The organism is Micromonospora chersina, from assembly GCF_900091475.1.
In the GTDB taxonomy this organism is placed as follows: domain Bacteria; phylum Actinomycetota; class Actinomycetes; order Mycobacteriales; family Micromonosporaceae; genus Micromonospora; species Micromonospora chersina.
The window spans coordinates 1,018,314-1,033,206 of the sequence record NZ_FMIB01000002.1 but is presented as its reverse complement, the minus strand read 5'-3'; the positions used below and the strand labels follow the sequence as shown (position 1 = coordinate 1,033,206).

Sequence of the window (14,893 nt, the reverse complement as noted above, 5' to 3'; positions counted from 1 at the left end):
CCCTTCCGCACACGGCGTGCCGCTGACTGTGGAGACATCCATTGAAAGCGAAACGGAGTCAGCCGTGTCCACCACCAACCAGACCGGGCGGGCGATCGTCCTCGGCGGCAGCATCGGCGGCCTGCTCGTCGCCCGGGTGCTGAGCGAGTCGTACGCGACGGTGACCGTCTTCGACCGGGACGACCTGCCGGCCGAGGCCGCCGACCGCAAGGGTGTGCCGCAGAGCGAGCACTCGCACGGCCTGCTCGCCCGGGGTCGCCAGATCCTCGAGGAATTGTTCCCCGGCCTGACCGCCGACCTGACCGCCTACGGTGCCGTCCCCGTCGACATCCAACGGGACTGCCTATGGATCAACGACGGCCACCGGATCCCCCGGGTCGCCTCCGGTTTGGCGGGGCTCTGCGTCAGCCGGCGCGCCTTGGAGGCGTACGTCCGGGATCGGGTCCGTGCGCTGCCCAACGTGGAGATCCGAGACCGGTGCGAGGCCGTGGGGCTGCTCGCCGAAGGCGGCGCGGTGACCGGCGCGCGGGTCCTTCCTCGCGGCGGCCGCGAGGAGCGCCACGACGCCGAGCTCGTCGTGGACGCGACCGGCCGCGGCAACCGGGGTCCCACCTGGCTCGCCGAGCTCGGCTACCAGCCGCCCGCAGAGGAGCGGGTGGACCCCCGGACGGTGTACGTCTCCCGCGACTACCGTCGCGCTCCGGGCGACACCGACTTCGCCGCCGTCATCAGTAGCCCGTCGCCGGCAGCCCCGTACGGCGGGGTGGCCATCTCCGCAGAGGGCGACCGGTGGATGGTGACGCTCCTCGGCGTCGGCCCGGACCACGCCCCGCCGGTCGACTCCGAGGGCTACCTCGCCTTCGCCGGTCGGCTGCCCGCGCCGGAGCTGCACGCGCTGTTGAGCCGGGCCGAGCCGCTCGGCCCGCCGAAGCGGATGCGGCTGCCCACGAGCCAGCGCCGCCGCTACGAGCGCCTCGCCCGCCTCCCTGAGGGGTTCATCGCGGTCGCCGATGCGCTGTGCAGCTTCAATCCCGCGTACGGGCAGGGCATGACGGTGGCCGCGGCGGAGGCGGTCGTGCTGCGTGACTGCCTGCGCCGCGGCCGGCGGGACCTGCCCCGCCGCTTCTTCGCCGCAGCGGCGAAGGTGGTGGACGTGCCCTGGGACATGGCCGTCGGCGCCGACCTGCGCCACCCGGCCGTGGTCGGGCCACGCAGCGGCCGGACACGCTTCCTCAACGGGTACGTCACCCGGCTGCACGCCGCCGCCGCACGGCACCCCGTCGTCGGGCGGCGCTTCCTGAGCGTCGCCAATCTGATGACGCCACCGTCGGGGCTCTTCGCGCCGGCGATCGTCGCCCGGGTGCTCTGGTCCGGCCGGCCCACCACGCCGGCGCCGGACCGCCGGCAGCTGGTGCCGCAGGTCGAGGAGTTGGTCGCCCGGTAGGTCGGTCGGCGCGGGTCGGCGGCCGGGGAGGGCCGGCTGGCGGTGATCCAGGAACTCGCCAACAGCTTCGACGTGCGGCGTGGGCGCGACGACCTGGCGGGCCCCCAGGATGCCGCGGGCCGGCTTCGGGCGCGTGGCCTGCTCGGCCCGCAGTTCGCCTTGACAGTCGTAGACCTCGCCCGGCTGCATCGGCTGCGCGAGGTGCTCCGCCGGATGTTCGTGGCCCACAACGGCGCCGAGCTTCACGCCGCCGACATCGACGCCCTCAATGCGCTGGTACGCCCCCGGCGGACAGGTATCGAAGCGGGGTCCAACCTAGGTAGTAGGCGCCGGGCGGACGCGTGGCGCGGTCGCTGCTCTGCAATGCTCTTGTACCGTGTCTTCTTCTCGTCGCTTGGTGACTTCAGGATCACCGCTCGAACCGGAGATCGGCTTCTCACGCGCCGTGCGGATAGGGCCGTACGTATCCGTGGCCGGCACCGCGCCGATCGCGGACGACGGTGCCACAGCCGGTCCGGGAGATGTGTACGCGCAATCCGTGCGTTGCCTGGACATCGCCGAGCAGGCGCTGCGCGAGGCCGGCGCAACGCTGGCAGACGTCATCAGAACCAGGGTCATGCTTGTTGACATCGCCCGGTGGCGAGAGGCGGCGCGCGCACATGGCGAACGGTTCTCTCAGGTACGACCGGCGTGCACCTTCGTGGAAGTTTCGCGTTTCATCGATCCAGAGTGGTTGGTGGAGTTCGAGGTGGACGCCGTCGTGGCAACAAACGACCCGAGAGACTCTGTTACTCACGCAGGACCGTGAGGCGGTCGTGCGAATTCGTGTCTCGAATCGTGTCGCGCCAGCATCCTGATTTGCCGCGATCCGTCCGCTACGCGACGTCACGGCTCCGCCCGGCTAGTCGGTGTGCGGACATGCTATGACCGTGCACTGCGCGACGTAGTCCTCGACAGTGGACACAATGCCCGTCACAAAGCGTACGAGGAGGCCGGCCCCGCGCTCCGGGGGCAGACGGACAGGCTGGTCCACTCTCGGCCCTGTCGGCTCGGGGCCTGCGGTATCGCCTCCGCAGGCCCCGACCCGACGGCTCACTCGTTGTGGAGCACCTCGGCGATCCTGAGCCGGGCCGCGCTGCGGGCCGGGACCAGTGCACCGAGGATTGCGATCACGACGCCGGCGAGGGCCATGAGCGCGAGCGTCGGCGCCTGCCACACCTCCAGCACCGAGTGTGGGATGGCGACCTGGGCCGCGTCGGCGGCGGTCGGCACGATGTACCGGTGCGCAACGATCCCCAGGGGGATGCCGAGCACACCGCCAGCCGCGCCGACGACGGCCATCGACGTCAGCACCATCGTGACGACCTGGCGTGGCGTCATCCCGATCGACTTGAGCATGCCGAGGTCGCGGCGGCGTTCCCTGACATTGAGCACGACCGTGTTGAAGACGCCGAGGGCCGCGACGATGGACAGCAGCAGCGAGAGCACCGACGAGAAGCCGATCACGGTCACCGCGAAGTCGCTGAGCTGGGAGGTGTCCCATGCGTCGATCGCCGGGTCGGCCGCCTTGACCGCGGCGACGTAATCCGCGACATCGCCGCCACGCTTGAGCTGGACCTGGTAGTACACCTCGTGCGGTTTGACGGCGCGGTCCGGCGCGAGTTCCGTGAGGACGCGCCAGTCCACGAACATGCCGGGCGGTCCGGCCGCGCCGTCCATCGTCTCGCCGATCACGGTCACCACCGTCCGCCGTCCGCCGAGCTCCAGGGTGAGGTTGTCCCCGACGTTCAGTCCGCGCTCACGCATGAGTCCCGACGGCACGACTGTCTCGTGCACCCGTGTCATCCAGCGTCCGGCGGTGAGCTCATCCTGGTAGCCCATCGACGAGTAGTCACCGCGGACGAAGTTGACGGTCAGCGGCTGGGTCTGCCCGATGGTGGGGACTGGCAGTCTGAAGACGGGGGTGACCCGGGCGACGTCCGGCAGTCCGCGCAGCAGCTGTTCGACCTGGGCGTCGGTCCGAGTGGTGGTGGCCTGCGGCCCTGTGGGCGGCAGCTGACCTTCGGGGGCGATCCGCGTCCGGCCGTCGGACGGCCGGACCCCGATCTGTCCCGAGGCCCGGTCTTCGATCGTGGAGATCCGGGTCAGCGTGTCGGCCAGCCCGGTCGCGAACGTCACGGTGGTCACTCCGAGCAGGACGGCCACGACGGTGAAGACGGTCCGGCCCGGTCGCGCGAACGGCAGGCCCAGCCCGAGGGTGACCGGACGCGACAGCCGGACACTGGCGAGCCGGCGCTGGATTCGCGTCCCATGCCCGGTCCGTGGGGAACTGCCGGCGCTGATCGCCTCGGCGGCTGACAGTCGGTGTGCCCGGACGGCGGGCACGAACGCCGCCAGGGCGACGAGTGTCGGCACGCCGACCAGCCCGGCGACCCAGATCCAGACGCCGACGTTGATGCCGACGTCGAGTCCGAGGCCCGCGAACCCGTCGCTCAGCAGCGGCTGTGCGGCGAGGGTGCCGGCGACGGTGCCAAGGACACAGCCGATGAGGGCGGGTACCGACACCATGACGAGGTAGACGGCGACAACCTGGCGCGGTGTGAATCCGAGCGCCTTGAGGATCCCGATGTGCCGGAAGCTGGAGACGACTGCGCCGCTGACCACGTTGCCCACGATGACGACAGCGACGATCAGTCCGAGAATGCCGAACGTGGCGAGGAACGGCACGTACACGCCGATGTCCGAGGCGGCCTTCTCCTTGACGACGAGGTACGGCTGCGCGGCGATCAGCGCGCCCGCTGGCAGGCCGGCCGTGACGGCCGCCAGGTCGGCGTGGACCGCGGACTTCGTAGACACGTCACCGGTGAACCTGTAGAGCATCTGAACCGACGTGGGGTGCAGCGCGGTCATCTGTTCCGGTGACACCCATGCGTCGGCGGTCTGGCTGAGACTGTGGGCCCGGCCGACGACGGTGTACCGCTTGCCGCCGAGGGTCACCTCTCCGCTGTCTGGCGGAAATCCCCTCGAGTCGGCGCCGGGTTCGGGCTGGTTGAGGACGATCTCGCCGAGTGCCGTGGGCCAGCGCCCCTGCCAGAGGTTGAGACGGTCCACCGAGCCGTCCTGGTCGGCGCGCCCCACGACGGTCAGCGGACCCTGTGGGCCCGGCCCGCCGCCCTCGGTAAGGTCGAGCGTTACCTGCCCGAACGGTCCCGCCGCGGCTGCCACGCCGGTCCGCTGGCCGGTGAGCTGCACATCGGTGACCTTGGCCGGGTCGTACACGGCGATCGCGTGTGGGCCCTGCTGCCTGGCGAAGGCGCGGTCGAAGGGCGCCGAGGAGGCCTCGAGCAGCGCCAGCGCCACGACGATCGTCGTGGTGGAGAGCAGCACGACCAAGCCGATGACGAACGTCTGCACCCGGCGTCGCCGGACCGCGGACCGCGACGCCCGCCACACGGCACTCATGCGCGTTCCAGACTGCGTTCACGGGTGATCCGGCCGTCGGCCAGTTCGACCACGCGGCTCGCGCACCGCGTCGCGAGCCGCTCGTCGTGGGTGACGATGAGCAGGGTCTGCCCGATCTGATTGAGGTCCAGCAGCAGATCCATCACCTGCTCGCCGGAGCGGCTGTCCAGGGCGCCGGTCGGCTCGTCGGCCAGCAGCAGCTCCGGACGGTTCACAAGGGCCCGGGCCACCGCGACGCGCTGGCGCTCGCCGCCGCTCAGGGCCGCCGGATATGCGTTGCGCCGGTCGGCGATGCCGAGCTCGTCGAGCAGTTCCATGGCCCGCTTGCGTGCCGGGCCGGCCTTGGTACCGGTCAGCTGGGCGGCGAGAGTCACGTTGTCTATCGCCGGTAGGTCGTCAAGCAGATTGAAGAACTGGAAGATCATGCCGATCCGGTGCCGCCGGAACAGCGCCAGCTTCGTTTCGTTGAGGCGGCTCAGCTCCTCGTCGTGGACGCGCACCGACCCTGATGTCGGCCGGTCCAATCCGGCGATCATGTTTAGCATGGTGGACTTGCCACAGCCCGACGGGCCCATCACCGCCACCGCCTCGCCGGTACGGATCTCGAGCGACACGCCGTCCAGGGCGGTCGTGTCGCCGTACTCTTTGCAGACGTTGTCCAGCCGCACAACGCAGGTGTCAGTGGTCATGGCAGCACGTTATGGCCGCGGGTAGCGCCGGTCGTCGGTCCCGGGATGTAATCCGTCGGAGCTGTCATCCCAGGGATGTACCGGCTGCATACCGGGGATGATGTGGCACCGGTCCGGGTCTGCGAAACTTCGTGAGTGAGATCGGGGGCGGTGTGGCTGGCCGGCGCGCTCGTCGCCGCCTGCGCGACCGCGGCATGGCTCGGTGTCACACTCGTCCGCGCGCGACGCCGGCACCGTCGGGCGCTGGAGGAGCGAGGCTGGCTCCTCGAGCGGGAGCGGGAGAGCGTGGCCCGGACCGCCGTTGACGCCGAACGTGCCCGTATCGCCCGGGAACTGCACGACATCGTCAGCCACAACGTGAGCCTCATGATCGTGCAGGCATGTGCCGCACGCGAGGTACTCGTGGCCATGCCCGACGAGGCCGCGGCAGCGCTGTCGGCAGTGGAAGGCGCCGGACGGACCACGATGACCGAACTGCGGCACCTGCTCGGCCTGCTGGCGCCCGCGGCGGACGGCGACGAGGGCACGGATGGAGCCGATTTGGCGCCGCAGCCCAGCCTCAGCAGGCTCAGTCCGTTGATCGACCGAATTGCGTTCGCCGGTCTGCCGGTGGAGGTGCGTATCTCCGGTGAGCCGCGGCCGCTGCCGTCCGGGATCGACGTTACCGCGTACCGAATCGTGCAGGAGGCGCTGACGAACGCGCTGAAGCACGGCGCTGGAGGAAAGGCGGAGGTGACGATCCGCTATGCCGGGCACTCGCTGCGGGTGGAGGTGCTCACCACGGGTCCCAGCGTGCTGACGGGCGACCGACCTGCACCGCGCCGCGGAGACGGCGCCGGGCGGGGGTTGCTGGGGCTGCGACAGCGCGTTGCGGTCTACGGTGGCGATCTCGACGCCCGCCGGCGGCTCGGCGGCGGGTTCCGGGTCCGCGCCCGCATCCCGGTGGAGCACCCGTGAAGGCGCAGCCCGACCCGTCCAGCCCGCCCGGGTCCACGTCGCCGGCATCGCCCCGCGTGCTCATCGCCGACGACCAAGAGCTGATCCGTACCGGCTTCCGGCTGATCCTCGTCACCCGCGGCATCGACGTGGTCGGCGAGGCCGCCGACGGCGTCGAGGCGGTGGCGGCCGAGCGGCGGCTGCGTCCCGACGTCGTGCTCATGGACATCCGCATGCCGGTGATGGACGGGCTCGAGGCAACGCGACGCATCCTGGGCCACAGCTCACGCTGCCGGGTGCTCATGCTCACCACGTTCGACCTCGACCGGTACGTCTACGCTGCTCTGTCGCTCGGCGCGAGCGGATTCCTTCTCAAGGACGTCACCGCGGACCACCTCGCCGCGGCGGTGCGCCTCGTCGACACCGGGGACGCACTTCTCGCACCCTCGATCACCCGGCGGCTCGTCCAGCGCTTCGCCAACGCGGGCCAACTGCCCGGCGACGGACCGAAGCGCGCCATCCACCGGGATCTCGCCGCACTGACGCCCCGCGAACTGGAAGTGCTGACGCTCGTCGGCCGCGGTCTCTCCAACACTGAACTGGCCCAGGCGCTGACCCTGAGCGAGGCGACGGTGAAGACCCACGTGGCGCGGATCTTCGCCAAGCTCGCCCTCCGCGACCGTGCGCAGGCGGTCGTCCTGGCCTACGAGACCGGCCTCGTCACGCCCGGCGACACCTGACCGCACCTCACGCATGTGGACAGCATGATTGGCGGCCCGAAAAGATTGCATTGTCTGCGGACCTGCCGCCGATCAACGCACTTCCCAGCTGACACTGGACGCATTCCCGACTGACGGTGGCCCGCTCAGCTCACCCGCCCGCATAGCGGAGCGCAAGCCGTCGGATGATGGCCTCCCCGTCGGTAGCTGGTAGCCAGCTTGCTTCCTCGTGTGATTCGCTCTCTTCCCACTCAGGGATGTCGGCAGGGTCCTCGCCTCCGATGCCGAGCGACACATCGCTGTGACGGGCACGGAAGTAGAACCGCTCGCCACTCGGCAAGCGGCCTTCCACCTGCACCGGAGCCGCCTCACATGTCACCTGCGCCTCCCAGCCCTCGCTTCGCAGGGTGGCGGCAAGGCGGAGCCAGGAGGTCATGTGCTGCTGCATCCACCGCTGCCGCGCAGTCGCCTGGTCCATGGGGTCATGGTGCTGCATGACGTGGGGATGTGGACGCACAGGACACGTGGACTGGACGACCTGAAAGACAAGGAGCGTCCGGGGCAGTTGGTGAACTGGTGCGCACGTCGCTCGCCCGCTGCAACCCATATCCAGGCGCAGGGGCTGGTCCGATTTCGGGGTAGCGGTGCATGCATCGTCCTGTGACACTGTCTCGACGATCCGGCGGGCGCTCGTCACTTCCCCGCCGATCACAGCCATCAGTTTTCACGGGGGAAGGTCCGATGACTAACAACAGCTCCATCTTCAACCCTGCCCAGGGCCCGGCCCGCAGGGCCGCGTTGCGCCTGGCCGTGGCCCTCACCGCAGCCCTGCTGCCCCTTGCCGCAGCTACCACCGCGGACGCGAAGCCCCGCGTCACCACCACCCTCGACCGGCCGTCGCCGGCGACGGCGAAGTGGTTCCTGGAGGCCTACCCGGGGATAAGCCAGGCGCAGGGACTCGCCGACCAGCAGCCCGCGCTCGGCGGCGACACCCCGCTGACCGGCGCGAACATCGCCTGGCAGGACGACGCCCGGTTCGTCGGCGGCCAGACGGTCGCCTTCGACGGAACGTCGTCGTACCTGTCGACATCGCCCTCGGCTCTCAACACTGCGGGGACCTTCTCAGTCGCGGCCTGGGTAAGGCTCACCGACACCTCCGTCAGCCGCGTCTTCGCCAGCAAGGCCAGCGCCGGCCAGGCCACCCTCTCCCTTGGCTACGACAAGGCGAGCAACCGGTGGCAGGTCCAGATGCCGTCCAAGACCGGCAAGGGCGCCAAGTTCTCCATCGCCCGGTCGACCTCCGCGCCGCAGGTCGGGCTCTGGACCCACCTGGCTGTGGTGCACGACGCCACCGCACAGACGCTCACCCTGTGGGTGGACGGGGTAGCTGAGGCGACGGTGAGCAACGTGACCGCTGTCAACGACCCGTCCGGCGAGGTCCGCCTGGGCCGCGGGGACACCGCCTGGTGGCAGGGCAACCTGGCCGACGTCCGGGTGTACGACCGGGTGCTCGTCGGCCAGGACTTCACCGGCTGGTTCGCCGACGACCCGGCGTCCGGAGGGTTCAATGAGCCGGGCCTGCTGCGGCCATGGCAGGTCGGGGGATGGAACTTCGAGGCGGCGACCCCGTGCTACGAGGAGAACCTCGACCCGACACTCTGCTCCGCGCCGGACTCCACCGCCTTCGGACGCCAACTCGCCCTCACGCAGGGCAGCTTTATCGACTCCGGACACCGGGACCTGGCCCTCACTCTCGACGACACCCATTGGATTGACGACCCGTCCGACCCGCACTACGGCGAGGCCACCCGGGAGTACGCCCGTACCCAGCACAACGTGGGCGAGGACTGGAATCCGGTCTGGCAGGACGGGCCGGTGCTCCGCACCGACCAGTCGTTCACCGTGGCGACCTGGGTGCGCCTCGACCCGGCACGCGGAGCACAAACGGTCATCTCCCAGGACGACACCGACCACAGCGCCTTCCGGCTTGGATACGAGCCGGACAACGGCGGACAGTGGGTGTTCGGCGTGGCCGCCGGGGCGGATGGCGCCGCCACCACCTACGCGACCACGCCGGCGACCGGCGTCGACCAGTGGCACCACCTCGTCGCGGTCGTCGACGCCACGCACCGGCAGGTGCGGCTCTACGTCGACGGGACTTCGGCCGGGGCAGCCGGACTAAACGCCGCCTGGCAGCCCCGACAGGCACCCGGTGCCCTGCTGGTCGGCCGGTCGACCACCCCGGCCGGACCGGACGGATGGCTGTACGGGCAGGTCGATGACCTCGGCGTATACCAGGGCAAGCTGAGCGACGCCGACGTGCAGCGCCTCTTCACCGAGCAAAAGGTCTGAAGCGACGCCTGAAGACCGTTACCGGGCCTGGCGCGGAAGCCCCTTCAGGGTTGCGTTCCGCGCCAGGCCCGCACTCAACTACCCAGGCGCGCCGGCGAGGCGGGGAAGCAGCGGGGATTTACCTCCATTGTTGACATCAACAGTGACGGCCAGGGCCGGACGAGCAGGGACGAGTGCTTGCCTCCGCTGTACTCGGCGCGTCCGGATGCGTACACCCGTAAGCTCGTCGCCTTGCGTGACGAGCGCTACGCGGCAGCTCCGGATACCGGAACGCGGACGGCGGCCGTGGCATCAAGCGACGCAGAACTCGTTGCCCTCGGGGTCCTGCATGACGACGTGGCCGAGCACGTCGCCGTGCCACACCTCGCGGATCACCGTCGCGCCGGCGGCGACCAACTCGGGGACCTTCTGCCGGATCAGTCGGGCGCGCTCGACCATGTCCCAGGGACCTGGACCGGCCACCCGAACATCGATATGCATGCGGTTCTTGCTGGACTTGCCCTCGGGCACCTTCAGGAAACTAATGGCGGGGCCCCGGCCATCCGGGTCGACGATGGACGCGTTATCGAGCTCGTCGAAGCCAGACTCCTTGACATAGCCGAGGGCCAGCGCCCAGAAAGCAGCGATCCGTTGCGGATCGTAGGCATCGCATCCCAAGGTCCAGAAAGTCGCCATGGCGTCAACGTACGGGGTCGTGACCCGCTGTCATCGGCAGATCCGGTAGCTCAGCGACCGGTGAGGCGGCGCCCTGAACCGCGGCTGTGAGCGGATGCCGTGAGGAGTGCGCTGCTGGCGGGCACCGCAAGGTTCGCGGATATGTCAGAGGTTGTCGATGTAGGCAGACACCGTGTCGGCCGGTGGCGCCGATCGCGGCATGCATGTCGGCTCGGCGTCGATGTACAGCCACGCATGCGAGCCGGCGTCGTCGTCGTACCCGGAGCGGTCCGGGTTGCCGGCGCTCGCCTGTTGGCCACCGTCGGCCGGCTCGACGAGGCGCTTACCCAGCTTGACGCTCCGGTGACCTGGTTCAATACCGACGAGTTGGCCGATGAGCGCCGGGGGGGGGGGGCAGTGTCGCGGCCCCGTTGAACGCCACGCTGCACCAGCCACCGCAGCTTGGACGGTGGTGGACGGGCGACGGGGCTGACCGTGGCGGCCTGAGCCTGGGCGGCCGACGGGGGGTGGGCGCGCTGATCACCAGGCGCAGGGCGCGTAGTCCTTCAGGAAGCAGCCGTACAGGTCTTCGCCCTGTTCGCCGCGGACGATCGGGTCGTAGACCCGGGCCGCGCCGTCGACCAGGTCCAGCGGGGCGTGGAAGCCCGCGTCCGCCAGCCGCATCTTCGTCGGGTGGGGCCGCTCGTCGGTGATCCAGCCGGTGTCGACGCTGGTCATCAGGATGCCGTCGGCCAGCATCTCCTGGGCGCTGGTCCGGGTCAGCATGTTCAGCGCGGCCTTGGCCATGTTGGTGTGCGGGTGCCCCGGCCCCTTGTAGCCGCGGGCGAACTGGCCTTCCATCGCCGATACGTTCACCACGTACTTACGGCGGGCGGTCGCTGCGGCCATCGCCGGTCGCAGTCGGCTGACCAGCACGAACGGCGCGGTCACGTTGCACAGCTGCACTTCGAGCAGCTCGACCGGGTCCACCTCGTGCACCCGCTGCACCCAGCTGTTGACCGGGTCGAGGTCCGGGACCAGACCGCCGGCGTCGATGGCGGTGGCCGCAGCGATCCGTTCCGGCGAGGCGGAGCCGCTGGTCAGGGCCAGCGCGGTGAGCGCCTGTGGGGTGACCGGGGTCGACTGCGGCGAGGCGATCAGGCTCGCCGGGTCGCCCTGGCCGGCAGGTTTGGCGAACGTGATCAGCTCCGGCAAGGGGCCGTCCGGCAGGGCCGCCGCCTCCGCGGCGACGAGCTGCGCGTATGCCCCTGGCGTGCGGCGGACGGTCTGCGCCGCATTGTTGATCAGGATGTCGAGTGGTCCCTGAGCGCTGACCGAGTCGGCGAGGGCGATCACCTGGGCGGGGTCGCGCAGGTCGATCCCGACGATCCGCAGGCGGTGCAGCCAGTCCCCGCTGTCCGGCATCGCGGCGAATCGTCGGACCGCGTCGTGCGGGAACCGGGTGGTTACCGTGGTGTGCGCGCCGTCGCGCAGCAGTCGCAGCGCGATGTACATGCCGATCTTGGCTCGGCCGCCGGTGAGCAGCGCACGCCGGCCAGTGAGGTCGGTGCGGGCGTTCCGACGCTCCCGGTTGAGCGCGGCGCAGGGCGGGCAGAGCTGATGGTAGAAGGCGTCCACCTCGCGGTAACGCTGCTTGCAGACGTAGCAGCCGCGCGGATTGTGCAGGAAGCCGGCCGTGGCACCGGCGGTGGGGGAGGCGAGCGGGATGCCCTGGGTCTCGTCGTCGATCCGGCCCGGGGCGCCGGTGGCGGTGGCCGCCGTCACCGCGCGGTCGGCCGCCACGATGGCATCCCGCCGTCCCTGGCGTCGTCGCTGCTTGATCACCTTGTAGAGCTTCGCGGTGGCCCGTTGCACCCGCACCACGTCGGGGTGATCGGGAGGCAGATCCTCCAACGCCTCGAAGACGCTGAGACAGGTCTCCAGCCGTTCGCGGTCAATGCCGTGTTGACCGGTTTCGGTGATGTTGTCCGCCGTCATTCTGTCGCTGTCTCGTCCCGTTCCCTGCGCCGGATCTACCCGGCCCACCCCAAGTCCGACCCGGAACTGTACGCACCGCGCGGTCTCCGATGCATCCCGCGTCTGTTCGACAGCCCGACGGCAGGACGCCGAGCGCAAGGTCGAACAGGTGCGAAGCCTCAAGGCCGCCGCCGCGCACTGCTGGCTGGGATGCAGAGGCGGGCGGCCGATAAGCGGCAGATCACGATGCCGCGGCACGCCAAGGTTTGAGCGCTCCGCCACATCCGCCCTGGCGCCTGGTGAGCGGGGCCACTACCCGTACGAGCCCGAACTTCGCATGCCAGAATCCGGCATGACGATCCGCCGTGCCGTGCCCGACATCACAACCGCCGACCCGGTCGCGAGCAGCGGCTTCTACCAGCTTCTGGGCTTTCGCGAGGAGATGAACCTGGGCTGGGTGGTCAACCTGGTCTCACCGTCCAACCCCACCGCCCAGGTCATCCTCATCACCAAAGATGCCGCGGCCTCCGTCAACCCGGACCTCAGCGTCGAGGTCGATGACGTCGACGCCGCCTACGAGGCCGTACGCGCGACGGGCGCGGAGATCGTGCACCCGATCACCGACGAGCAGTGGGGTGTCCGGCGCTTCTTCGTCCGCGACCCGGACGGCAAGGTGGTCAACGTCGTCAGCCACCGCTGAACAGCAGAAGGGCCAACGGCCTACCCTCCCGACAAGCCCCTTCGTCGAGTCTGGCGAGCTGGTGACGCTTGCGGAGTGTGAGGTCTCCGCTCGTCACCGACAGCCCTGGAAGCGGCAGATCCCTGCGTTCCTCACCGTCACCTGGCCGACCCTTCTGGTCTCCGACAGCTCGAGGCTTCATCGCGCCGGATGGGGTACGGCTCCGAATCGTGATCTCCTACCGGCCGGTGGCACCGTCGATGAGCTCTCGCAGGATGTCGGCGTGACCGGCATGCCGGATGGTCTCGCTCGTCATGTGGGCGAGCACCCAGCGAAGCGTACGAGGCGCGTCACCGACCGGCTGCGCGGTGAGGACGTCGGGGCCAGCGGCTGCGATGAGGTAAGCGTCGCTGTCGGCGATCGCCGCCCGGTAGCCGGCGATGATGTGATCCGGGGACCGGTCCGGCTCGACCACCATATCGAAGTCGACGTCGGCGTAGCGCGGGTCGCCGGCGAACGTGTAGCCGAACCAGTACCGTTCGGCGTCGGTCAGGTGCTGGACCAGGCCCAGCAGCGTGGTGTCGGAGACGACCAGCCGGCGCCGCAGCTGCTCCTCGTTCAGCCCAGCGACCTTCTTCAGCACGCACGATCGAGCGAAGGACAAGAAGGCGAGGGATGTGTCGAGCTCCCCACCGTCGTTGCGCGGCACGGCTTCGCGTTGGGATTCGATCATGCCCGGACCATACGTGCTTGTCATCCGGGCGAGCCGGGCGGGGACGTCATCCGAGCGGCACCGACAGGACTTCTCTCGTCTCCGCAAATGGCTCGGCCTTCGCCCCGCTGGCGCTTAGGGTCGACCGCGTGCCGCTGGTCCCGCTCGATCTCGACGATATGCTCATCGGCTACGCCGTACCATCGCGACACTGGGCCATGCGCTCCGCCGCCTCGCCAATCGCGACGGTCGATGGCCCACCGGCCGCCGCCGAGATCCCGCCGTGCGGAGACTGAGTTGGCGACGACGCATGCCGTGGCCGCGGCCCGATCGATCGCGTCGTCGCTCGGTTTGCCGAGCCAGGACGCCATCATTCTTCAGGAATCGAACCGGATCACGCTGCGCCTGCTGCCGTGTGACGTGGTGGCCCGGGTCTCACCGGCGGAAGACCTCGTCGCCCAGTTCGAGATCGAGCTCGCGCAACGGCTGACCGCCGCTGGAAGCCCGGTGGCGGTTCTCGACCCTCGCGTGCAGCCGCGCCCCTACGAACAGGACGGCTACACGGTCACGCTGTGGAGCCACTACGAGCCGTCCACTCGCACGATCACGCCGGGCGACTACGCCGCGACGCTCCTGCGGCTGCACGCCGGCATGCGCGACCTTCGCACGCCGACGCCGCACTTCACGGACCGCGTCGAGCAGGCACAGCGGCTGGTGGCCGACCGCGACCGTACGCCCGACCTTGTTGACGCCGACCGTGAGCTTCTCGACTCGACCCTGCGCCGGCTTCGCCACGCCGTCGCCGGACGCGACCGCGCCGAGCAGATCCTGCACGGCGAGCCACACCCAGGCAATCTGCTGCCGACGAGGACGGGACCACTGTTCATCGATCTGGAGACCTGCTGCCGGGGACCGGTCGAATTCGATCTCGCGCACGCGCCCGAGGAAGTAGCCGGGCACTATCCGGGTCTCGACCACGACCTGCTGCGCGACTGCCGGACGCTCACGCTGGCAATGGCCACCACGTGGCGCTGGGACCGGGACGACCGGCTTCCGGAGGGACGCCGGCTGGGCGCCGAGTGGCTCAGCCAGATCCGAACCCGCGGCTGATCCCACGATTGGAACAAAGCCGGGCCAGCGTGCCGGGCACGGTCGATCCAGGCATGAGCGGGCGACCGCGCCCGTGTGCATGCCGGGCAATCAGTTACGGCGTTCGCGAGGGCTCGGCGGGACGGCTGCTATGTCCGCCGGCCACGTTCACCTCCCGTG

General features: G+C 70.0%; 14 protein-coding genes and 1 pseudogene. 9 read left to right on the top strand and 6 right to left on the bottom strand.

The features are described from left to right. The first annotated feature begins 64 nt into the window (after nucleotides 1-64). From GA0070603_RS04730 to GA0070603_RS31885, 3 genes and pseudogenes are all read left to right on the top strand, one after another. Nucleotides 65-1,444 carry an FAD-binding protein gene (locus GA0070603_RS04730; protein ID WP_139131801.1) on the top strand — a complete coding sequence of 460 codons (1,380 nt, stop codon included), beginning with the start codon at nucleotides 65-67 and terminating at the stop codon, nucleotides 1,442-1,444. Nucleotides 1,445-1,486: 42 nt separating this feature from the next. Beyond that, nucleotides 1,487-1,795, top strand: a pseudogene (locus tag GA0070603_RS32555) (ABATE domain-containing protein); the annotation flags it as partial. A 46-nt stretch (nucleotides 1,796-1,841) separates the two neighbouring features. Further along, entirely contained in the window at nucleotides 1,842-2,252 is a 411-nt protein-coding gene (locus GA0070603_RS31885) for a RidA family protein (protein WP_091307654.1), read from the top strand. Between the two features lie 284 nt (nucleotides 2,253-2,536). Here the strand turns inward: GA0070603_RS31885 and GA0070603_RS04715 are convergent, their stop codons facing one another. Next, on the bottom strand, nucleotides 2,537-4,858 hold the full coding sequence (locus tag GA0070603_RS04715; protein ID WP_244282403.1) for an ABC transporter permease: 2,322 nt from the start codon (nucleotides 4,856-4,858) through the stop codon (nucleotides 2,537-2,539). A 44-nt stretch (nucleotides 4,859-4,902) separates the two neighbouring features. Further along, nucleotides 4,903-5,595, bottom strand: a complete 693-nt coding sequence (locus GA0070603_RS04710) for an ABC transporter ATP-binding protein (RefSeq protein ID WP_091307647.1) — start codon at nucleotides 5,593-5,595, stop codon at nucleotides 4,903-4,905. A 150-nt stretch (nucleotides 5,596-5,745) separates the two neighbouring features. On the opposite strand from GA0070603_RS04710, the gene GA0070603_RS04705 reads away from it, so the two are divergent. Beyond that, nucleotides 5,746-6,552, top strand: a complete 807-nt coding sequence (locus tag GA0070603_RS04705) for a sensor histidine kinase (RefSeq protein ID WP_091321551.1) — start codon at nucleotides 5,746-5,748, stop codon at nucleotides 6,550-6,552. Next, on the top strand, nucleotides 6,549-7,271 hold the full coding sequence (locus GA0070603_RS04700) for a response regulator (protein ID WP_091307644.1): 723 nt from the start codon (nucleotides 6,549-6,551) through the stop codon (nucleotides 7,269-7,271). The genes GA0070603_RS04705 and GA0070603_RS04700 overlap by 4 nt, the downstream gene beginning before the upstream one ends. A gap of 130 nt (nucleotides 7,272-7,401) precedes the next feature. Here GA0070603_RS04700 and GA0070603_RS04695 read toward each other — a convergent pair whose 3' ends face one another. After that, nucleotides 7,402-7,728, bottom strand: coding sequence for a hypothetical protein (locus GA0070603_RS04695; RefSeq protein WP_244282402.1), 327 nt, complete (start codon nucleotides 7,726-7,728; stop codon nucleotides 7,402-7,404). Between the two features lie 263 nt (nucleotides 7,729-7,991). Here GA0070603_RS04695 and GA0070603_RS04690 point away from each other — a divergent pair, with 263 nt between their 5' ends. After that, the gene (locus GA0070603_RS04690; protein ID WP_091307638.1) at nucleotides 7,992-9,602 is read left to right on the top strand and encodes a LamG domain-containing protein; all 1,611 of its coding nucleotides are present in this window, start codon (nucleotides 7,992-7,994) and stop codon (nucleotides 9,600-9,602) included. A gap of 291 nt (nucleotides 9,603-9,893) precedes the next feature. On the opposite strand, the gene GA0070603_RS04685 is transcribed toward GA0070603_RS04690, so the two are convergent. Further along, entirely contained in the window at nucleotides 9,894-10,277 is a 384-nt protein-coding gene (locus tag GA0070603_RS04685; protein WP_091307634.1) for a VOC family protein, read from the bottom strand. Nucleotides 10,278-10,796: 519 nt separating this feature from the next. Beyond that, the gene (locus tag GA0070603_RS04675; RefSeq protein ID WP_091307626.1) at nucleotides 10,797-12,254 is read right to left on the bottom strand and encodes an SDR family NAD(P)-dependent oxidoreductase; all 1,458 of its coding nucleotides are present in this window, start codon (nucleotides 12,252-12,254) and stop codon (nucleotides 10,797-10,799) included. A 331-nt stretch (nucleotides 12,255-12,585) separates the two neighbouring features. Between GA0070603_RS04675 and GA0070603_RS04670 the strand changes: the two genes are divergently transcribed. Then, on the top strand, nucleotides 12,586-12,933 hold the full coding sequence (locus GA0070603_RS04670) for a VOC family protein (RefSeq protein ID WP_091307622.1): 348 nt from the start codon (nucleotides 12,586-12,588) through the stop codon (nucleotides 12,931-12,933). A gap of 217 nt (nucleotides 12,934-13,150) precedes the next feature. On the opposite strand, the gene GA0070603_RS04665 is transcribed toward GA0070603_RS04670, so the two are convergent. Further along, nucleotides 13,151-13,645: a DinB family protein gene (locus GA0070603_RS04665; protein WP_091307618.1), complete on the bottom strand. Its 495-nt coding sequence runs from the start codon at nucleotides 13,643-13,645 to the stop codon at nucleotides 13,151-13,153. Between the two features lie 128 nt (nucleotides 13,646-13,773). Between GA0070603_RS04665 and GA0070603_RS31395 the strand changes: the two genes are divergently transcribed. Beyond that, complete coding sequence (locus GA0070603_RS31395; RefSeq protein WP_167544454.1) at nucleotides 13,774-13,920, top strand: hypothetical protein; 147 nt, start codon at nucleotides 13,774-13,776, stop codon at nucleotides 13,918-13,920. A gap of 1 nt (nucleotide 13,921) precedes the next feature. Next, nucleotides 13,922-14,734: a phosphotransferase gene (locus GA0070603_RS04660; protein ID WP_244282400.1), complete on the top strand. Its 813-nt coding sequence runs from the start codon at nucleotides 13,922-13,924 to the stop codon at nucleotides 14,732-14,734. Nucleotides 14,735-14,893 lie beyond the last annotated feature (159 nt).